Consider the following 20,019-nt stretch of genomic DNA (forward strand, 5'->3'; position numbering starts at 1 on the left):
GACCGGGCTGCGAGTCCTCCAGAAAGGATCTGAGCATGGACTTCAGGCTGACCGACGAGCAGGAGGCGCTGCGGGAGAGCGTCCGCGAGTTCGCCCGCGAGGCGATCGCGCCGGTGATCGGTGACTACTACCAGCGGCATGCCTTCCCTTACGACATCGTCCGCCAGATGGGCAAGATGGGGCTGTTCGGGTTGCCGTTCCCGGAGGAGTACGGCGGGATGGGCGGCGACTACTTCGCGCTCTGTCTGGTGCTGGAGGAGCTGGCCCGGGTCGATTCCAGTGTGGCCATCACGCTGGAGGCAGCGGTCTCGCTCGGTGCGATGCCGATCTACCGGTTCGGCACCCCGGAGCAGCGCGAGCGGTGGCTGCCGGAGCTGGTCAGCGGGGCGGCGTTGGCCGGTTTCGGGTTGACCGAGCCGGGATTCGGCTCCGACGCCGGGGGGACCGCCACCCGGGCGGTGCGCGACGGTGACCATTGGGTGATCAACGGTTCGAAGGCGTTCATCACCAACTCGGGCACCGACATCACCTCGCTGGTGACGGTCACCGCGGTGACGGGGAGCAGGCCGGACGGGTCGAAGGAACTGTCCACCTTCATCGTGCCGGCCGGGACGCCTGGGTTCACCGTCGCGCCGGGGTACTCCAAGGTCGGCTGGTGTGCCTCGGACACCCACGAGTTGACGTTCGACGATTGCCGGGTTCCGGCCGAAAATCTGCTGGGTGAGCGTGGTCGGGGGTTCGCGCAATTTCTCCGGATCCTCGACGAAGGGCGGATCGCGATCGCCGCCCTTGCGGTCGGCCTCGCGCAGGGCTGCGTCGACGAGTCCGTCCGGTACGCGGGTCAGCGCCGCGCATTCGGCCAGCTCATCGGCGGGTACCAGGCGATCCAATTCAAGATCGCTGACATGGAGGTACGGGCGCACACCGCCCGGCTGGCCTACTACGACGCGGCCGCCCGGATGCTCGCCGGTGACCAGTTCAAACGTCAGGCCGCGGTGGCGAAGCTGCACGCCAGCGAGTGCGCCGTGCAGAACGCCCGGGAGGCGACCCAGATCCACGGTGGGTACGGCTTCATGAACGAGTTCCCGGTCGCGCGATTCTGGCGCGACGCGAAGATTCTCGAGATCGGCGAGGGCACCTCGGAGATCCAGCGAATGATCATCGCTCGTGATCTTGGGCTGGCCGACGCTTGATGAGCTTGTAAGGGTGCCCCGGAGGGCACCGCACCTCACCGGTTGTGTCGGAAATCCGTTCCTTTCGGGTCGTCAGCCGGACGGAAAGCTGACCCGGGCACCCTGCAATGCGTACCCTCTCCTGCCATGAGTCCGGATCATGCTCCTGACCAGAGCAGGGTCGGGTTCGACGAACTACTCCGCAGCCGACGGCTGGCCGTCGGCCTGACCCAGGCGGAGCTCGCCGCGGTGGCCGGGGTCGGCGTGCGTACCGTCCGGGACCTGGAACGGGCCCGCACGGCCCGGCCGCAGCGGACCACGGTCGATCTGCTCGTCGCCGCGCTCGGCCTGACCGGCGAGGACCGGGCCGAGTTCCACGCGGCGGCGCGGGGCCGGCCGGCCGAGCCGCGTCCGACGATCCCGCGCCAGCTGACCCCGGCACTCGCCACCGCAGCGTTCCCGGCCGGGTCGCGCAGCGAGGCTGCCGGCGACATCGAGACATTGGTCGGGCCCGGCCGTAGCCGGGGTGTCCCACTGCCCGGCGAACTGATCGGCCGCGACTGTGACGTGGCCGACCTGGCCGGCCTGCTGACTGCGGGACCCGGTGCCGGGGCAGGGCTGGTCAGCCTGGTCGGACTTGCCGGAGTCGGCAAGACCAGCCTGGCGCTCGCGGTCGCCGCCGAGGTGACCGACCGGTATCCGGGCGGCACCGGTGGCATCGTCGTCACCGAAGGCTCCACCGTCAGTGACGTACTGACCGCCACCGCTACCGTCTTCGGCGTCGGGCGGGTCAACGACCTGGCGGCCCGGCTAGCCGACGGCCCGGCACTGCTGCTGGTGGACGCGGTGGAACGGGCACCGGTGGCGATGGCCGACGCGCTGCACTGGCTGACCCGTACCGCTCCGTCGCTGCAGGTGGTGGCGACCGGCCGGCACCCGGTCGGACTCCCCGGTGAACGGGTCTGGCCGGTCACGCCGCTGGAGGTGCCGCCGGCCGACACCGAGGCCGATCTGGCCACGGTCGCCGGCTACCCGGCGGCGCGGCTCTTCCTGGCCCGGCTCCGGCAGGTACGCCGGGAACCGGTGCACCCCGGCGAGGTCGGCGCGCTGGTCGGGCTCGTCCGGCGGCTCGGCGGGCTGCCGCTGGCCATCGAGCTGGCCGCCGCCCGGGGGCGGGCGCTCGACCTGAACGAGATCTTCAACCGGTACGGCGACCGGCTGCTCGACCTGGCCGTGCCACCACCCAGCAGGGAAGCCGTGGCGGTGACTCTGCGCGACGCGGTCGCGGCCAGCTACGCGCTGCTCACCCCCGCCGAACGGCGTGGCGTACGTCGGCTCTCGGCGTTCCGCAACCGGTGGTCGGTCGAGCTGGCCGAGGGGATGCTCGCCGAGGATCCGGTCCAGCCGGATGTTGGCCAACTCGACATCGGCCAACTCGACATCGGCCAACTCGACATCGGCCAGCCCGACATCGGCCAGTCGGATCAGGACGGTCGGGTCGACGCGGTGCCGTTCCTCGACCGGCTCATGTCGTTGGGGCTGCTCGGTGCCCGGGGCGCGGGTCCGTACCGGTTCCGGCTGATCGACGTGGTGCGGGATCTGGCCACCGAGCGGGCCGCCGCACACGGCGAACTGTCGGCGATCCGGCGTCGGCACGCCGTGCTGTTCGCGCGGCTCGCCGAGCGGGCGGCGGTCGACCTGGCCGGGCCGAAGCTGGTCACCGTCGTCAGTCGGCTCGACGAGGTGGCCAGTGACCTGTGGGCCGCGCTCGCCCACTCGGCCAACGACGACCCGCACACCGCACTGCGCCTGGCCGCCGCACTGCCCCGGTGGTGGCGGTTCCGGGGACGCGACGTGGCCGGACGGCGCTGGCTGCGCCGGCTGCTCGACGACCCGCGGTCGGCCGACGCGGACCCGGCGATCCGGGCCTGGGCCCAGATCGGCGTGGCTCAGCTCGCGCTGGAGCACGACGCCGGCCCGCAGGAACTTCCGGCGGTCCGGTCGGCGCTGGTCACCTTCATCGAGCTCGGGGAGACGTCGGGTGAGCTGGCCGCGCGTACCGTGCTCAGCTCTGCCTGCCTGGCCGCCGGTCGGTTCGACGAGGCGCGGGCGCACTCCGAGGCGGTGCTTGCCCTGGCCGGCCGAATCGGCCGGATCCGGGAGATGACGCTCGCCCAGCACGCGTTGGCCCGGCACGAGATCCGATCGGGTGACCTGCGGGCCGCCCGGCGCCGGCTCGCGGCGGTTGACCGGCTCGCGGCCAGGTCCGGCGAGGACCGGTTGCGGCTGCTGGCCCGGGCCAACCTGGCCGAGGTGGCCAGGCTTGAGGGCCGGTACGCGCGGGCAGCCGACCTGGGACGCCGGGTGTTGGCGGCGTTGACCGCCGTCGGGGATCCGAGTCACCGGCGGCAGGTGTTGGGCATCGTCGGGCTGGCGCTGGCCCAGGACGGCCGCCTCGCGGAAGCGGCCGACGCCCTGACCGAGCTCCGTGGCCAGGTGATGCCGGTGGAGGGGGTGGACCGGCCTGGTCACCCTGCCGACCAGGCCGGGCCGGGCGACGATCCCCGGTGCGCGTTGATCGAGGCGACCCTCGCGGCGCGGCGCGGGGAACGGGAGCTGGCGACGGAGTGGTACGCCGTGGCGGCCCGTTCGCTGGGCAACGGCCCAGAGCCGCGGGACGCGGTGGAGGCGATGGTGGAGCTGGTGGTGCACGCTGAGACGACGGCGTCGCGGGCTTCGGCCCGGGACCGGTTGGTGGCGGCCTGCCACAGTGCCGGGATCACCCTGCTGCCCCGGGAACGGGAGGCGGTGGGTCAGGGATGAATCAGGTCAGGACGCGGACGTCCGGCGGGGCCATCACTGGCCGCCCGCCGGACGTCGACACGCCCCCCGGGTTGGCGCGGAATCGCCCCCCGGCCTGGACCAGATGTCCTGGCCTTCGCGCCGCACCCCCCGTTACGTTCCCGGTCGCCAGTACGCTATCCGGCCCATCCGAGCTGTTTGCGGCTTTCAGAACTTTATGTCGTTGATCAAGGGTGCTTTCTGCCGGTCCTTCTGCCGGTGCCGGCGTCGGTCAACGGACCGGCGCGGTCACTTCGTCACTGCCGGCGGTTGCCTGCGGATGCACCGCGTCACGAAGGTGTCGGAGGGTGTCGAGTAGTGTCGCCAACTCCGCAGGCTCGAACTGGCCGGTGAACCACTTGTCGATCAGTTGCAGGTGGCCGGGGAGGGTGTCGTCGAGGCGTTGCTGTCCAGCCCGGGTGAGCACCGCGTACGAGCTGCGCCGGTCGGACGGGCAGGCGCGCCGGCAGACCAGCCCGTCGCGCACCATCCGGTCGACCACCCGGGTCGCGCCACTGGTGGACAGCGCAGCCTGAGCGGCCAGGTCGGTCATCCGCAGCTGGTGACCTGCGGAACGGCGTAGCCGCATCAGCACCTCGAACTCGACCGTCGACAGGCCGTGCTCCTCGAACTGCGCCGCGAAGCGGGCCGCGAGCCCGGTGTGGACTTCGAAGAGGAGGCCGATCGCGGTGATCCGGGGATCGTCGGCGAGGTTCTCGGTCACCAGGTCATCGTAGCAGTACTTGACATGAGGAATATTGCCTAGTCTATTGTTGCTGTCGCACATGTTCCCTTCAACCGGATGTCCCGCGAGAGGCAGCAGCCATGAGCACCGACCAGACCACCCGCGAGTGGAACGGCATCACCATCCCCACCGCCGGCACCTACGAACTCGACCAGGCCCACCGGCGGGTCGGGTTCGTCGCCCGCCACATGATGGTCAGCAAGGTCCGAGGTGAGTTCACCGACGCCACCGCCACCATCACCGTCGCCGAGGACCCGCTGCAGTCGTCGGTCACCGCGGTGCTGCAGGCGGCCAGCATCAACACCGGGCAGGCCGACCGGGACGCCCACCTGCGAAGCGGCGACTTCCTCGACGTCGAGAAGTTCACCACCATCGAGTTCCGCAGCACCGGGATCGTCTCGCACAGCGGCAACGAGTTCGTGCTCGCCGGTGACCTGACGGTCAAGGACGTGACCCGGCCGGTGGAGCTCGCCGTCGAGTTCGAGGGCGCCGGCCGCAGCCCGTTCGGCCAGGACATCTTCGGCTTCACCGCCAGCACCGAGATCGACCGTGAGGAGTTCGGCCTGACCTGGAACGTCGCCCTGGAGACCGGCGGCGTGCTGGTCGGCAAGAAGATCAAGATCGAGATCGAGGGCGAGGCCATCCGTCAGGGGTGAACCCCGGCGCCCGTACCCGGCGCGACACAGCGGCACCCCGGCCACCTCCTCGGTGACCGGGGTGCCGCTGTCTGTAGTAACCCCAGTAGAAGACGCCCGTCGGATGTGAAAAGGTGAAACCGAGCGCTTCGGTCCGCTCACTTTGGGGCGATCAACGCCTGTCCCGGCTGGGGGAGCCGACGACAGCTGCGGTCGAGCAGGGTTGCACCACCACACAGTCGGAACGGTTCTGCCGCGCCGCTCGGCCAGCGAGCGTGGCGGCGGCCGTTCGGGGCGCGCCGGGGAGGGCATTATGGGCAGGGATGTCGGTTCACGCGCGTCGTTCAGTCGGGAGGATCGCGTACGCTACCGGCAAAAGGTCCGCCGCTGCCTCGACGTCTTCGCGCTGATGCTCGACGACTTCAAGTTCGACGCCGACCGGCCGACGACCGGGCTGGAGATCGAGCTGAACCTGGTAGATCCGTACGCGGAGCCCGCGATGCGCAACGCGGAGATCCTGGCCAACCTCGCAGACCCCACCTTCCAGACCGAGCTCGGGCAGTTCAACCTCGAACTCAACGCGCGCCCGCGGCTGATCGAGGCCGACGGATTCGCCGACTACGAAGCCGACCTGCAGGCCAGCCTGGCTCGCGCCGGTGACCGGGCGGCGAAGGCCGAGGCGGCCATCATCCTGATCGGCATCCTGCCCACCCTCACCCCACAGCACCTGGTGCTGAACAACATCTCCACCAACGGGCGTTACCGGGTGCTCAACGAGCAGATCGTCGCCGCCCGCGGGGAGGACATCCGGCTGGACATCCGGGGGGTGGAGCGGCTGCAGGCGTACACCGACTCGATCGCCCCGGAGGCCGGCTGCACCAGCGTGCAGTTCCACCTGCAGGTCTCCCCGGACAACTTCGCCAACTACTGGAACGCGTCCCAGGCAATCGCGGCGGTCCAGGTGGCGCTCGGTGCCAACGCACCGTACTTCTACAGCAAACAGCTCTGGGCGGAGACCCGCATCGTGCTGTTCGAGCAGGCCACCGACACCCGGCCGGACGAGCTGAAGGCGCAGGGCGTACGGCCCCGGGTGTGGTTCGGTGAACGGTGGATCACGTCGATCTTCGACCTGTTCGAGGAGAATGTCCGGTACTTCCCGCCGTTGCTGCCGATCTGCGCCGACGAGGACCCGGTCGAGGTGCTGCAGGCCGGCGGCGTGCCCGAGCTCAGCGAGCTACGGCTGCACAACGGCACCGTCTACCGGTGGAACCGGCCGGTGTACGACATCATGCACGGTCGACCGCACCTGCGGGTGGAGAACCGGGTGCTGCCCGCCGGGCCGACCGTCGTCGACATGCTCGCCAACGCCGCCTTCTACTTCGGCCTGGCCAGGGAGCTTGCCGAGGCGGACCGCCCGGTGTGGAGCCAGCTGAGCTTCGGTGCGGCCGAGGAGAACTTCCACCAGGCTGCGCGGCGCGGGATCGCCGCACACATGCACTGGCCGCAGCTCGGCGAGATTCCGGTCACCGATCTGGTGCTGGATGTCCTGCTTCCCAAGGCGTACGCCGGGCTGGACCGGTTCGGTGTCTCGCCACAGCAGCGTGACCGGCTGCTCGGCATCATCGAACAACGCTGTCGGTTGAGGCGCAACGGTGCGGTCTGGCAGACCGAGTCGGTCTGGCGGGCCGAGCGGGAGCAGGGCCTGGCCCGACCCGACGCGCTGCACCAGATGCTGCAGCGCTACGCCGAACTGCAACGCAGCAACGAACCGGTGCACACCTGGCCGGTCGACTGATTCGCGTTGTTCAGCTGCCATCGGGGGTGGTCGGCTTGGGCCGGCCACCGCCGGTGACCGAAGCCGTGCCCCGAGCCGGGGCGTCGGCCACCTGGCCACTGGTCGGCTGCTCCGGCACCGGCGCGTCGCGGCCTTCAGCGGAGCCGGAGCCGGAGGCATCGTCCCGGCCATCGGCAGACGCGTCGGCGGCCGAAGCGCCGTCGTGGTCGCGGTCGGTGGCGGTGGCGGTGGCGGGCTGCCGGCGGGACATCTCCAGCCGCTGCGCGATCGCGGTGACCAGCACCGACCCGGCCAGGCCGGCGATCACCGCGTACGGGGCGAGCAGATGCGCCGAGAGTTGCTCCGCCCGCGGTCCCACCAGCCGGGGGGCAGCCAGGAAGTACGCGGCGGCGATCAGCACCGGGCCGACGCCGCCGGAGATCGCGGCGCCCACCCGGCGACGCGCGTCGCGGGCGGCCGGCCAGGCCGAGACCGCGCCGATGATGAACGCCGAACCCAGTGACAGCGCCGCCCCAGGTAGGTAGATGTTGCGGAACCAGTACTGTTCGCTGTCCGCAGTGATCTGCCAGACGCCGAGTTGGGCGCTGGTCAGCCCGGTGCCGGAGATCACCGAGTCGATCACCGCGACCACCGCCAGCAGCCAGAGCCAGCCGACAGTGGCGATGGCGTTCGCCGCCGCCGCCCGGGAGGCGACCGCCCAGATCGCCATCAGCAGTCCGACGACCGCGCCCACCATCGCGTACCCGGCGGCGATGGTCTGTGGGGAGAAGGTGTCGGCCCGGGTCGCGCTGCGCGCGGGTACGGCGATCAGGGCGACCGTGAGCATTCCCCCGATCGCGGCCGCTGCGGCCAGGGCGAGTCGCCACAGGCTTGCGGTCAGCAGGCTGTCCGGCGTTCGATCCGGATCGGCGCCGGCCGACGGTTCCGAGTTGGGAGGTGACGGCGCGAGCCGGTCCGCGACGACGGCACCCATCACCACCGAGGTCGCCGTGATCCACGTCGCCCAGGCGAGGCTGGCGACCCAGGAAGCCTCTCCTCCGCCGTCAACTGACGGTAACCAGGCAACTATGCCGAGGCCGTAGCCCAGACCGAGCTGCGCGGCACCTGCGCCCGCAGCGATGCCGGTCGCCGTCGCGACCGATCTTCCCCAGCCTCGTACGGCCATGCCGGGCACTGTAGCGGTAGTGGCGAACTCCGGCGACTTGTGGGCGTGGGGCACGCTGTCCGGCGGGCGGGTCGCTATCTTGAGCTCTACCGACAGTCACGCCCGGTGGCACGTACCGGTAGTACGGAGAGGACGAGTCATGGCCGACAGACCGAGGGATCCTGCGGAGGACGGCTCGGCGGGGCGTGACGTCGGGGACTACACAAGCCAGCTGCCGCGGCCGGTCGACCCCTGGGCGACCAGGGCCGGTGGGTCAGGTGACCAGGCCGAGTCGACCGGTGGGTCCGACCAGCCGCTCGGTCGGCCCGGCACACCGGGAGGCGACCCGGGGGCGACGGTCGCCGACCGGGGCGGGCACCTCGGCTCGACCGCACCCGACCTTCCGGCTGGTTCCGCCGCCGGTGGTGCTCGGGAGCCGGCGTGGTCCGGCCGGGCCGGGGTGCCGGTGCGCCCGGCGGCGGGTGGCGGCGGCACCGGCGACTGGCCGGGACCGGGCGGTACGGAAGGCGGCGGCCGGCCGTGGTGGCTGCCGATCCTGATCGGTGTCCTGGTGCTGCTGCTGGTCGCGTTGGTCGGCCTGGTGATCTGGTGGGCCAGCACGCTGGACGACTCCACGGATCCGGGCGGGCCGACGCCGACGGCTGCTCCGACCGCGACGGGGCCGACCTCGCAGCCGGAGACGGAGCAGCCCGAGCCGACCGAGGAGCAGCCGGAGCCGACCGAGGAGCAGACCAGTGAGGCGCCGCTGGTGGTCGTACCGACACTGACCGGGCTGTCGCTGGCGGACGCCCGTGCCGAGCTCGATGAGCGGGGCCTGGTGTACCGGCTGGAACAGCGCGGTTCGGACCAGCCGGCTGGCACGGTGCTCGAGACAGATCCGCCGACCGGAGCGGAGGTGCCGCCCGGTACTGAGATCCTGTTGGTGATCGCCGCGACCAACTCCGAGCCGACGGGTCCGGCTGAACCGACCGGGTCGGTCGGGCCGACCGGTGAGCCGGGCGACGGAGAAGAGGACTGAGCCGGGGTCAGCTGGCCCGCGCCGACATCACCGCCGAAGCCGGCCGCCGGGCGGCTGTCCGACCCGGCCGGTCGGCCACCACCCGGAGCTGGCGTAGGCCGTCGATCTGGACGAAAATGGAGCGTCGGTCGACGGCCTCGCCGCTGGCGTTGAGTTCGTAGCCGTCCAGCCAGACCCAACCCTGGTAGGTCGGCCAGTCGTGGACCCGGATCACCCGGAAGAGGAGCGGCTCGAGGAACTGCACGCTTGCCGCACGGGTCACGTGGAGGACGTCTCCTGAGCGGGGTAGTAGCACCGCTACTCCTGTTCCGAGCTGCCGTTGTCCGATTGCTGCCGGGCATGCGGATTCGCACCGGGCACTGTCGGATGCTCCACCGGTGGAGCCGGTGGTCAGACGGGCACGGCGTTGTGGGTGTCCGGACAGCAGGCACCGTCGCGGTACGGCGCAACCGCGGCGGATACGATCTTGGATGAACGCTGAGTGATCTGGGGCCTACGCAAAGGGTGCACTACCGTCGCCTTCGATGCAAGTTGCAAAGTGGTTTTGGCGCGATGCGAAAATCACTCAGTCGATTGCTGCTTGAAGTCCTACGTGTACGGGCGGCAGACTGAACAGGCTTTCTTCCGCGTCGGCCTCCCTCCCCGTCCACGCACGACCGCTCGCGACGTAACCCCCGTCGCCCCTCAACCGCGTGCGCGGGGTCCGGCCGACTGCCCCATACACCCCTGACCGGAGGTGACCGGTGACCGAGCGCCGAAGCCCAACCGTCCGTCGCCGCCGTCTCGGCGCCGAACTGCGCCGGCGGCGGGAAGCCGCGAAAGTCACGATCGATGCGGTGGCCGAACGACTGGAGTGCTCCGCCTCCAAGGTCTCCCGGATCGAGACGGGACACACCACCGCGACTCCCCGGGACGTCCGCGACATGCTGGAGATCTACGGCGTGACCGGTGTCGAGGCCGAGGAGCTGGTGCAGATCGCCCGGGAAGCTCGGCAGAAGGGCTGGTGGCATCCGTACTCCACGGTGCTCACCGGCGCGTACGTCGGGTTCGAGGCGGCGGCCCGGTCGGTCCGGGCGTACGAGCAGCAGGTGGTTCCCGGTCTGCTGCAGACCGCCGACTACGCCCAGGCGATGATCCGCTCGGCCCGACCCGACATCACCGACGAAGAAGTTGCCCACCGCGTCCATGTCCGACTGAAGCGTCAGTCGTTACTGACACAGGAAGATCAGATCGATGTATGGGCGGTGCTCGATGAGGCGGTGCTGAGTCGGCCGGTCGGCGGCGACGCGGTGATGCGCGCCCAACTGCACCGCCTCGTCGAGGCGGCGGACCTGCCGAACGTGACCCTGCAGGTCCTTCCGTTCGAGGTGGGGGCACACGCGGGAATGGACGGGACGTTCACCATCCTCGACTTTCCGGAGCCCAGCGACGCGGATGTCGTCTACGCGGAGAACGCCACCGGTGGGCTCTTCCTGGAGAAGACCGAAGAACTACGCAAATACATATTTATCTTCGATCACATACGCGCGGCGGCACTCACTCCCGAGGAGTCCGTCGCGATGATCGCTGAACGCGCGAAGGAGCCATTGTGGACATCGAGGTCAAGGGGCTTCGGGTAGACCTGACCCGTGCGGCCTGGCGAAAGAGCTCGCGCAGCGGGCCGAACTGCGACAACTGCGTGGAGATCGCGTTCGTCGACCAGGCCATCGCGGTTCGCGACTCGAAGAACCCGACCGGAGCGGTCCTGATCTTCACTTCCGACGAGTGGGACGCCTTCCTCGGCGGTGCCCGGGACGGCGAGTTCGACCTGGACTGACCCACGGTTGAGCCCCGGGCGCGTCCCGGGGCTCAACCGTGCCCAGCTTGCTCAGCCAGCGCGCTGTGCCGCAGCGCATGCCGCACCCCGACCGCGACCAGCAGGATCACCGCCACCGTCAGCACCAGCGCGTCGGCCACCGCCCCCAGCCCTGGCACACCACCGAAGTACCGCGCCGCCACCGGCACCAGCGCCACCGCCGTCACCTGCACCGGCAACGCCACCAACGGGTGCGCCGCGCGGGCCAGCAGCCCTGGCGGACTCGGCGCGGCGGGCGCGGTGACGAATGCCGCCGATCCGCCGTACAGCCGCCGCAGGCGCGGCAGGGTCACCACCGCGACCGCCGCCGCCGGCACAGCGACCAGCAACACCTGTGCGCTGGCCGCCCCGCCACCGATCAACCCGGCGATCCCACCCAGGCCGGCCAGCACGAACGCGGTCAGCCAGCCGACCCGGCGCCGCAGCGCGGCCGGGCTGCCCGCCGACGGCAGCGATTCGGCGATCACGGCGGCGGCGAGCCAGCCACCGGTCAACGCCAACCAGCCGACCAGAGCGATGTCCATGCTCCGAATCCTGCCGGCCGGTCGACGTCGGCACCTCCGGGTGCAGCCCTGGTCGACCCCCTATCGGTCACCCGTAGGGGTGCCGGCAGGCTGAGGCGTCCGCTGGCTACTACAGCGTCCGTACGTGGAAGCCACCGTCGACGTCGATCACCTGGCCGGTGCTGAACGGCAGCAGGTCGGTGGCGACCGCCACCACGGCCCGCCCGACGTCGTCCGGCTGCCCCCACCGGCGGATCGGCGTCAGACCCTGGTTGAAGATCAGATCGTCGTACTTCGCCTGGACCGGGCCGGTCATGTCGGTGGCGACGATGCCGGGCCGGATCTCGTAGACGTTGATGCCGTGCTCAGCGAGGCGGGCGGCGTACAACTGGGTGGTCATCGCCAGGCCGGCCTTGGCCACGCAGTAGTCGCCCCGGTTGACGCTCGCCGTGTAGGCGCTGATCGACGAGACGATGACGATCTTCGGCGCGGTGACGGTGCCGGCCGCCACCATGTCGATCATGGCTCGGCTGACCTGCTGGGTCAGAAAATAGGGACCCTTCAGATTGATGTCGATCAGCCGGTCGAAGGACTCCTCCGTCGCGTCGAGCAGGTCCGCCCGCACATCTGGGGCCACACCGGCGTTGTTGACCAGCAGATCGATCCGGCCGAAGGTCGCGACGGTCTGATCGACCAGCCGTTGCCGGTCCGCGCCGACCGACACATCCGCGCCGACCAGTAGCGCCCGCCGGCCGGCCGCCTCGATCTGCTCGCCGGCCTGCTGGGCTGCCGTCGCGTTCCGGGCGTAGTTGACCACGACGTCGTACCCGGCGGCGGCGAGCGACAGCACGATCCCGCGCCCGATCCCCCGGGAACCGCCGGTGACGATGGCGACCCGCGCGGAGGCGGTCACCGCCCGCCCCCGACGGTGCCCGCGCTGTCGGCGCTGCCCGTGCCGTCGGTGGCGCCGGCGTCGGCCGGGCCGAAGAACGTGTAGTACGGCTCGTCGCGGGCCACCCGCTGCAGGTAGAGCGCCAGTTCGCGGGCGTGGTAGTCGCCCCACATGCTCGACTCGCCGTGCGGCACCCGGCTGCCGGCCGGCACGTGGTCCCAGCCGTTCGGTCGGTGGTAGATCGAGTGCAGGATCAGTCCCTGGTGGCGGGTGTCGGTGCTCAGGTACGGCTCGTCGAACAGGGTGCCGGCCACCGTCAGCCCGGCCTGCCAGTAGCGGCGACCGGCGTCGGGCTGCCCGGCACCGGTCAGGTAGCGGCCGAGTCGCAGCAGCCCCTGTGCGCCGATGCAGGCGGCTGACGAATCGACCGGCTCATGATCGTTGTACGGGTCCGCCGGGCGATCCAGGTAGTCGCCGAGCGAGGCCAGGCCGGGTGCGCCGGTGTCCCAGTACGGGATGCCGTCGGTCGGGGTGTGTTCGAGGTAGAAGTCGCAGGTGGCGGTGGCGGCCCGCAGCATCATCGCGGTCACCTCGGCCCGCCCGCCGTACGGTTCGAGGTCGCCGTCCGGCAGCACGGCCAGGTATTCCAGCTGCTCCGGGAAGCCGAGCATCGCCCAGGCCAGCCCGCGCGTCCAGGTGGTGAACGGTGAGTAGCCCTGCTGGGTGCTCGGGCAGCGGAACCGGCCGTCGTTGACGTTGAAGATCGACTCGTGGGCGGTGCGACCCCGGATGTCGTAGCTGTCCCGCCCCTCGCCGTAGAAGACGTTGTACCGGGCGGTGTTGGTGGCATGCTCGATCAGCCGGCCGAGCAGCGAGATTCGCTCGTCCTGTTCACCCATGAGCGCGTGGCCGAGCAGGTGGGACACCGCCAGCGCACGGCAGGAGCGGATGGTGTCGACGAACAGCGACTGCGGCCCGTTGAACGAGTAGACGTAGCCGGTGCCGTCGGCGGTGTCCCGCCAGCGGGCCGCCTGGACCGCCCCGGTCAGCTTCAACGCCAGCTCGTAGAAGTCGCGCTCGGCCCGGTCGTGCGGGAGCCGCCCCTCGGCCATCAGCCGCCACAGGTTGCCGTACGTGCTGACATTGTTGAAGCCGTGGTCGTGCACGCCGATGTGGCTGACGTGGCTGGCCATCACGGCGACGGTCAACTCGCGGGCGGAGTCCAGAAACCGCTGCTCGCCGGTGGCGTCGAACTGCAACAGGGCCGAACCGTACTGGAAGCCCTGGGTCCACTCGGTCCAGCCGCGCGCGGCGTACCGGCCGTCGACGGTGAAGACCGGCGACGCCGACCCGGGCGGGCAGGTCTTCTCGATCGAGTCGATCTTGTGGGCGGAGGCTTCCCAGAGGCGGTCGATCCTGGGTTGCAGGCTGGCCGGGGTCAGCGAGTCGTCGATCCGAATCATCGGATCAGCATAGGAAAGCGCTTGCCTAGGCGGAAGACCTGACCGCCGGAGCCACGTCCCGCTACGCGACGAGTTCGACCCGGCAGTACGCGCTCGCCGCGCGGGCGAGTTTGCCGTCGGCGGTCACCAGCGTCAGTGCGCGGCGCTCCGCGAGGGCGACGTAGGGGGCGTCGTACGCGCTGATGTTCGCCTTGACCTGCCACATCCGGGTAAGCAGGTCGTCGATCGGGACGGTGTCGACGCCGAGGCGGCTGATCCGGTCGACCGCCCGCGCCGCCGTCTCGTTGGTGATCTTTCCGCCGAGGGCGAGCCCTCGCATGACAGAGAAGACCTCGACCTTCCAGTGCTCCGGTGCCGCCCACTCGGGGTCTCGGCTCAGGACAACGCGGGCCTTGCGGCCGCGGTCGTCGCTGTAGACGAGCGCGCTGGCGAGGACCGAGGCGTCGACGACGATCACCCGACGTCTCGCCCGGAGTGCGCGGAGTCCGGGAAATCCCGTTCAGCGCGGGAACGGGCGAGCAGGTCGGAGGCGTCCGGCGCGGTCGGTCCGGCTCCGCCGCTGCGGTCGTCGAGTTCGTCGCTGAGCTCGGCGAGGAGCTGCCGGTTGCGGCAGAAGTCAGCCTGCCGGTTGAGGACTGCCAGCAGGTACGCCTGCAGCGACTGGCCGCGCTCGCGGGCCTGCTGGGCCAGGAGGTCCCGTACCTCCTCTGGCACGTCGCGGATGGTGAGCACTACAGCCATGACTTCATTTTGAATGCGTTATGACTGCAGGGTCAAGTCAACCTCGGGATTGGCTGGTGGACTGTGAACCCGATCTCGCGCTCGCGCATAGAGATAGCTGAGAGGATGCAGACAGGAAGGAAAGATGATCGTGAACCTATCGCCACCGCTGGGCTCCGGGTGAGGGGCATTGCGGCGGAGTCGACCAATGATGCTGCGATCATCGTCGCGTCGCTCGACGACCCCGATCGATTCGCGCAGGTGTACGAGAAGCACGCCGGGATGTTGTACGGCTATGCCTACCGACGGGTGGGCCGGGAGATTGCCGAGGACGTCGTCGCGGACGCGTTCGTGGCCGCGTTCCGCGCCCGGCACACCTACGACCCTGGCTATCCCAACGCGTTTCCGTGGCTGCTCGCGATCGTGCACCGTGAGTTGGCCCGACATTACCGCGCCGAGAGCGCCCGGTACCGGGCGTATCTGCGGGTGAAGCCCGACGGTGGCGAAGAGGCATTGGCGGATCGGGTGGCAGCCGCAGCGTCTGCCCAGGCGTGGCGAGGACCGTTGGCCACGGCGCTCGCCCGGCTCGGCCGCAAGGAGCGGGACGTGCTTCTCCTGGTTGCCTGGGGCGACCTGAGCTACGAGGAGGTCGCTCGAGTCATGCAAATCCCGATCGGCACGGTCCGATCACGACTGAACCGGGCACGCCGCAGGATGCGGGACGTGTTGGAGAGCGACCCGGCCCGGAGCACTTTGACAGGTACTGAGCGCGAGGAGCGATGGTGGAGGAGATGGAGCAGGGCGTGAGTGAGATGGATCGGCTCAAGGAACTCGGTGCCGACTTGGCTCCGGACGCCGGGGATGCACCGACAGCCTGGCGTGACCGCATCCTCGATGGACCCAGCCCGAAGACAGGAGTGCCGCGCGGCGGCACGGTATGGCCCGGCCGGCGGTTGAACCTCGGCCTAGCAGGAGCGGCATTAGCTGCCGTTCTCGTGTTCGCCACCGCAGCCGTAGGGGGCGGGTGGCCGGTAGGTGGATCAGCGCCATCGTCGGGCACGGCCGAGGCTTCTTCCATCCTGCGTACCGCCGCCTTGGTGGCTCACGAAGCGGACCTCCCCGTCCCGGAAACTGGACAGTTCGTGTTCACCGAGACAGTGGCGAGCCCGATCAACCAGGTGCAGCATCCGGACGGTGGCTTCACCATTAGAGACGGGCCGCGGGTATTGCGGCAGATCTGGCTTTCGGCAGACGGTGCTCAGGACGGATTGATCCGGGACAGGGCGTACCAGCAGGACCAGGCCGAGCCAAACGACCTAGTGCTGCCGGCCTGCTCACCGAATCGTTCCGGTCCAGCCGCCGATCCGATCAGTGACCAGCCGTGTGCGCTGCAGCGGGGGTACGACGCGGAGATGCCGGACAGCCCAGCAGCGGTGCTCGACTGGCTCCGAGCCGATGTGTCTTCGGGGGGGGAAGCGCAGTCAGAGCTGCGGGTCACGTCCTCTGCCTCCCCAGGTGGCAGAGCAACTGATGCGCTCGTCTTCCAGCGGGCCGGTGAGTTGCTGGTCGGTGGTAGGTACCTCACCTCACCTCAGCGAAGCGCTTTGTTCGACGCGTTGGCCTCGCTGCCAGGCGTGACCGTCCGACAGCAGGCACGAGACCTTGCCAACCGGGATGGGGTAGCGGTGGGCATGCCCGAAGGGACGACGCTCATCTTCGATGCGACGTCGTTCGTGTTCCTCGGCACCACCAACAGCGCCCTGCTACGCCAGGTCATCGTGAACGACGCAGGTAGGTCGCCGGCCTGACTGAGGCACGAACCATAATCGACGTTGTTACCATTCTGTTATCCGATCGCACTCTGTCACTCCTTCGGCTAACTCGGGTTAGATCTCCCCTGCTAGCCCTGGCATCAGGCGGTCGTCCTACAAGCACTCTCTATCATGTCGATCATGGAAGGCGAGCATGGCGCACCGCAATCCGCTCAAATAACCTCTGTGCATCGGTAGATGCCGATACAATCGGCTGTGGGTCGACCGCCGTGGATCGACCTACGGGTGCCTGTCGCGATTGGTTTTAGCTTGCTAGGAAACAGCTTGCGTCACCCGTTCCAGTGTGTATGGAGCAGGGGGAGTCCAGATCTTGGTGAACCAACGTATTGGACGCACGCTCTTGACATTTGTGACTGTGTCGATGGTTATCCTGACCTCAGCGGCCTCACCAGTGCAGGCTAAGAGTCTTCCAGCAACGCCTCAACACTCGATGGCACTCCAGTCTCTGCTGGACTATTATCCAGGATCTATCGCTATCGACGAGAACACGGTCCGAGCGGCACCCGGCGTGCTCGTCACACTGCCTGCCGATCATCCGCGGGATAAGCGCTTCGCCAACACCACCGCAGCTGAAATGCCGACCGTCACTAAGCGCATCGCTCCACCCGCACCGTCCGCAGTTCATGTAGCCAAGAACGCCGAGCCAATTTCGCCCGCCGCAGATGACTATTTCTACGGCTGCTACTATGAATATCTTTGTCTTTATACAGAACCAAATTTGCATCCTAGTAGTGCGATCATTTCTTTCTATTACTGCCAGTTCAAGGATCTTGGTGCCATTCCATTCCCTGGGGGTGGGTACTGGAACGATCGAATCTCATCCTGGGTGAACAATCAAACACCAAATACTGCTAGCCATTTCTACAACTGGAACGGCGTCAACCAATGGACCCTCCTGTTTAGCTCCTATGCGTTCGAATACAATACTGGAATGGGTCCATACGATAACATTCTCGATGCCGTCCGCGTTTGTTAGTGGCTCTTGAGGATCGGCTCTGATATTTAGCTCGCTGGCTTTGCCGGTGGCGATGGGGTGAATCGCGGTCTGGCTGCGCTCTCTTCGCCACCGGCAGTTTACGATAGTTTGTAACGAACCCGGCAATATGTCTTTACCAGGACGGTTAGTATCTGCCGGCTAAATTTGCAGTTCCCGTTTTCAATCGACGGGGGGATGTAGGGGCTCGGCTCAGTTGCGGCCGCATGAAGTCTCCCACGGGGTGCGTGCTTCGGCCGGCGTACTCATGAAATGTCATCAGGTTGCCGTGGGGTGGGTGCGGTCGGGGTGGATGCGGACGGTAGCCGGGGTGCCGGGGTGGGTGGCGGCTTGGTGGCGTACCTCAGTGATGAAGCTGGTGGTGTCGGGAGCTGGGCCGGCGGTCGCCGGCCGGTGGGGGACGGACATGGGCTTCTCGGGGTCGGTGGGGATGGTCGCGCGCAGCGCGCCGTAGAGGTAGCGGTGGCAGAGGGCGACAGCTTCTGGCAGGGCGGCGCTGGTGGGGACCGGGTCGACGGTCGGCGGGGTGGCCGGGTCGGCGACCTGGACCGACCAGGTGTGGCCCTGCATCAGCTCCGGTCGGCCGATGCTGTCGCGGTGGTCGACGACGGTGATGTCGAGGGCGAGGCCGAGTCCGGTGACGAGTCGGGCCAGCTGGTCGAGGGTGGGGCCGGGCCAGTCGGTGGCGCGGGCGATGACGCGGGCGCCGTCGTGGGCGGCGGCGGCTTCGGCGAGGTACGCGGCGAGCGGGTCGCGGCCGTGGTGGATCTGGCTGACCCCGTTGCGCAGGTGCTGGTCGATGACGTGCTCGCCGTCGATGTCGGTCAGGTCGGTGGGCTGTACGCCGAACTCGGCGGCGAGGGAGCCGATCCGGTAGTGCTCGGGCAACTGCCACACGCTGGTGCCGGATGGTCGGTCGGTGTGGGCGAGAGTAGGTCCGGTGGGGTCGTCGTCGGGTCGCCAGTTACGGTGCACGGTGCGGCCGCGCAGGTCGGTGACGGTGACGACGGCGCCGTGCCGGACCCGGCGGGTGCCGTAGCAGTCGGTGCAGTACGGCGGATCTGTTGCGTTGGTGCAGCGCGGGCAGGGGTGGGTGGGGATCGGCTCGCCCCAGTATCTCGGCGCTGGCGGCTCCCAGCCGCGCCGGAACCTGCCGCCGACCCCGCCCGGCTCGGTGTCGTCGGGTCGCAGGCTGGTGTGCCACCAGTGCCGGTTACGCCAGATCGCCTGCGCGCCGCCGTGCTGCTCGGCGTCGGCGATCATGCGTCGTTCGAGTTGGTCGAGGTCGTGGCCGCCGGGGTGACCGTCGAGCCCGACCGGCACCGGGTGCGGGGTGAGGGCAGCCTCGGTGAGGTAGTGGGCGGGCAGGTTCCAGTCGGCCACGGCCAGCCCGGACGCGGCCCGTTCCGGGCTGATCGAGGCGATCGCCGCCGGCAGGTCGGCTACCCAGCGGTGCGGGTAGTCGGGCACTTTCCCGCCAGCGAGTTCGTACCGGATGTCCCAGCTCAGCCCGCTCGGGGTCGACGCTGGTCGGGCTTCGAGGACCAGGTCGACGTGGAGTTGGTCGGCGAGCGCGCACAGCCGGCCGAGCAGCCGGGCCGGGTCGCCCGGTGGCCGCGGTGCGCTGCTGCGGCCGATCAGGACCAGCCACGGCGCGGTGAGCCGGTTGGCGAGCGCCGACGCCTCCCACCGGTGGCGGTCCCGCTCCGGGGTGCCGGGCTGCCACTGGATCGGCAGGGTCAGCCCGGACGACGGGAGCCGGCCGGGTTCGTCGGGGAAGTCCGGATCGCACAGTGTCGCGGCAGCCACCCCGGCGCGGGTGGCGAGGTCGGTGACGATCGGCGCGTACGGCAGCCACCAGGTGCCGTTTGGTGTCGGCAGCGGCGTGAACGAGCCGGGGACGAGGCTGGTCGAGGCCACCGCCCCGGTGTCGAGGTTGGCGACGGTGACCACGAGTTGCGCCCGCCGCCGTTCGGACCCGAACCCGACGACACGGACGACCGGGCCGGCGGGCACTCCGTTGACCCCGGTCACCCGGCCACCCCCGTCCCTGCCTGAAACTGTTGGAACTGCTGTGACTGCCACTCCCGCAACGCCTGCTTGATCCGCACGTTTTCGTCGCGGGTGGAGTGCAGTTCGGCGCGCAGGGCGGTCAGCTCGTCGGCGACCAGGTGCAGGAACGTGCGTACCTCGGTGGGGTCGCAGCCGCGCCGGGTCCGGCCGGTGAACCGGCGCTCGCGGACCAGGCCGGGACTGATCGACGGCCGCACCGGCCTGCCGTACAGGTGGCCGACGGTGTTCGGGGCCCGCCGCACCGGCCGGCGCTGGCCGGCTGCAGCGTCGATCGGCCGCTGGTTGTGGCGCGCGATCTCGGCGAGTAACCGCCGAT

The 20,019-nt window shown here is 69.5% G+C and carries 20 protein-coding genes; 10 read left to right on the forward strand and 10 right to left on the reverse strand.

The window, feature by feature from the left end; genetic code table 11:
- The first annotated feature begins 35 nt into the window (after positions 1-35).
- Complete coding sequence (locus O7553_RS27100; RefSeq protein ID WP_281552391.1) at positions 36-1,193, forward strand: acyl-CoA dehydrogenase family protein; 1,158 nt, start codon at positions 36-38, stop codon at positions 1,191-1,193.
- Positions 1,194-1,319: 126 nt separating this feature from the next.
- Positions 1,320-3,995 carry a helix-turn-helix domain-containing protein gene (locus O7553_RS27105; RefSeq protein ID WP_281552392.1) on the forward strand — a complete coding sequence of 892 codons (2,676 nt, stop codon included), beginning with the start codon at positions 1,320-1,322 and terminating at the stop codon, positions 3,993-3,995.
- 250 nt (positions 3,996-4,245) lie between these two features.
- On the opposite strand, the gene O7553_RS27110 is transcribed toward O7553_RS27105, so the two are convergent.
- Positions 4,246-4,737 carry a MarR family transcriptional regulator gene (locus O7553_RS27110; protein ID WP_281552393.1) on the reverse strand — a complete coding sequence of 164 codons (492 nt, stop codon included), beginning with the start codon at positions 4,735-4,737 and terminating at the stop codon, positions 4,246-4,248.
- A 101-nt stretch (positions 4,738-4,838) separates the two neighbouring features.
- Between O7553_RS27110 and O7553_RS27115 the strand changes: the two genes are divergently transcribed.
- Both O7553_RS27115 and O7553_RS27120 read left to right on the forward strand, forming a co-directional pair.
- Positions 4,839-5,414, forward strand: a complete 576-nt coding sequence (locus O7553_RS27115) for a YceI family protein (RefSeq protein WP_281552394.1) — start codon at positions 4,839-4,841, stop codon at positions 5,412-5,414.
- Positions 5,415-5,706: 292 nt separating this feature from the next.
- Positions 5,707-7,188 carry a glutamate--cysteine ligase gene (locus O7553_RS27120; protein ID WP_281552395.1) on the forward strand — a complete coding sequence of 494 codons (1,482 nt, stop codon included), beginning with the start codon at positions 5,707-5,709 and terminating at the stop codon, positions 7,186-7,188.
- A 10-nt stretch (positions 7,189-7,198) separates the two neighbouring features.
- Here the strand turns inward: O7553_RS27120 and O7553_RS27125 are convergent, their stop codons facing one another.
- Complete coding sequence (locus O7553_RS27125) at positions 7,199-8,353, reverse strand: hypothetical protein (protein ID WP_281552396.1); 1,155 nt, start codon at positions 8,351-8,353, stop codon at positions 7,199-7,201.
- Between the two features lie 139 nt (positions 8,354-8,492).
- Between O7553_RS27125 and O7553_RS27130 the strand changes: the two genes are divergently transcribed.
- Complete coding sequence (locus O7553_RS27130; RefSeq protein ID WP_281552397.1) at positions 8,493-9,371, forward strand: PASTA domain-containing protein; 879 nt, start codon at positions 8,493-8,495, stop codon at positions 9,369-9,371.
- 7 nt (positions 9,372-9,378) lie between these two features.
- On the opposite strand, the gene O7553_RS27135 is transcribed toward O7553_RS27130, so the two are convergent.
- A complete protein-coding gene (locus O7553_RS27135) occupies positions 9,379-9,666 on the reverse strand; it encodes a hypothetical protein (RefSeq protein WP_281552398.1) in 288 nt (95 codons plus the stop codon).
- 448 nt (positions 9,667-10,114) lie between these two features.
- Between O7553_RS27135 and O7553_RS27140 the strand changes: the two genes are divergently transcribed.
- Positions 10,115-10,990: a helix-turn-helix transcriptional regulator gene (locus O7553_RS27140; RefSeq protein ID WP_281552399.1), complete on the forward strand. Its 876-nt coding sequence runs from the start codon at positions 10,115-10,117 to the stop codon at positions 10,988-10,990.
- Positions 10,960-11,187, forward strand: a complete 228-nt coding sequence (locus tag O7553_RS27145) for a DUF397 domain-containing protein (RefSeq protein WP_281552400.1) — start codon at positions 10,960-10,962, stop codon at positions 11,185-11,187. Before O7553_RS27140 ends, O7553_RS27145 begins: the two co-directional genes overlap by 31 nt.
- 32 nt (positions 11,188-11,219) lie before the next feature.
- Here the strand turns inward: O7553_RS27145 and O7553_RS27150 are convergent, their stop codons facing one another.
- From O7553_RS27150 to O7553_RS27170, 5 genes are all read right to left on the reverse strand, one after another.
- Complete coding sequence (locus O7553_RS27150; RefSeq protein ID WP_281552401.1) at positions 11,220-11,750, reverse strand: hypothetical protein; 531 nt, start codon at positions 11,748-11,750, stop codon at positions 11,220-11,222.
- Positions 11,751-11,859: 109 nt separating this feature from the next.
- On the reverse strand, positions 11,860-12,642 hold the full coding sequence (locus O7553_RS27155) for a 3-ketoacyl-ACP reductase (RefSeq protein ID WP_281552402.1): 783 nt from the start codon (positions 12,640-12,642) through the stop codon (positions 11,860-11,862).
- On the reverse strand, positions 12,639-14,084 hold the full coding sequence (locus O7553_RS27160; protein WP_281552403.1) for a hypothetical protein: 1,446 nt from the start codon (positions 14,082-14,084) through the stop codon (positions 12,639-12,641). Before O7553_RS27160 ends, O7553_RS27155 begins: the two co-directional genes overlap by 4 nt.
- Before the next feature lie 61 nt (positions 14,085-14,145).
- Positions 14,146-14,541 (reverse strand): type II toxin-antitoxin system VapC family toxin, encoded by a 396-nt coding sequence (locus tag O7553_RS27165; RefSeq protein ID WP_281552404.1) that lies wholly within the window; start codon positions 14,539-14,541, stop codon positions 14,146-14,148.
- Positions 14,538-14,825 carry a hypothetical protein gene (locus tag O7553_RS27170; protein WP_281552405.1) on the reverse strand — a complete coding sequence of 96 codons (288 nt, stop codon included), beginning with the start codon at positions 14,823-14,825 and terminating at the stop codon, positions 14,538-14,540. The genes O7553_RS27165 and O7553_RS27170 overlap by 4 nt, the downstream gene beginning before the upstream one ends.
- 63 nt (positions 14,826-14,888) lie before the next feature.
- Between O7553_RS27170 and O7553_RS27175 the strand changes: the two genes are divergently transcribed.
- The 3 genes from O7553_RS27175 (at position 14,889) to O7553_RS27185 (ending at position 17,612) form a co-directional block, all read left to right on the forward strand.
- Positions 14,889-15,611, forward strand: a complete 723-nt coding sequence (locus O7553_RS27175; RefSeq protein WP_281552406.1) for an RNA polymerase sigma factor — start codon at positions 14,889-14,891, stop codon at positions 15,609-15,611.
- Positions 15,584-16,612, forward strand: coding sequence for a CU044_5270 family protein (locus tag O7553_RS27180; protein WP_281552407.1), 1,029 nt, complete (start codon positions 15,584-15,586; stop codon positions 16,610-16,612). Before O7553_RS27175 ends, O7553_RS27180 begins: the two co-directional genes overlap by 28 nt.
- A 337-nt stretch (positions 16,613-16,949) precedes the next feature.
- A complete protein-coding gene (locus O7553_RS27185) occupies positions 16,950-17,612 on the forward strand; it encodes a hypothetical protein (protein WP_281552408.1) in 663 nt (220 codons plus the stop codon).
- A 276-nt stretch (positions 17,613-17,888) separates the two neighbouring features.
- Here the strand turns inward: O7553_RS27185 and O7553_RS27190 are convergent, their stop codons facing one another.
- Positions 17,889-19,664 (reverse strand): hypothetical protein, encoded by a 1,776-nt coding sequence (locus tag O7553_RS27190; RefSeq protein WP_281552409.1) that lies wholly within the window; start codon positions 19,662-19,664, stop codon positions 17,889-17,891.
- On the reverse strand, positions 19,661-19,945 hold the full coding sequence (locus tag O7553_RS27195; protein WP_281555773.1) for a DivIVA domain-containing protein: 285 nt from the start codon (positions 19,943-19,945) through the stop codon (positions 19,661-19,663). The genes O7553_RS27190 and O7553_RS27195 overlap by 4 nt, the downstream gene beginning before the upstream one ends.
- Between the last annotated feature and the right edge of the window lie 74 nt (positions 19,946-20,019).

The organism is Solwaraspora sp. WMMA2059 (genome assembly GCF_027497315.1).
Lineage (GTDB): Bacteria > Actinomycetota > Actinomycetes > Mycobacteriales > Micromonosporaceae > Micromonospora_E.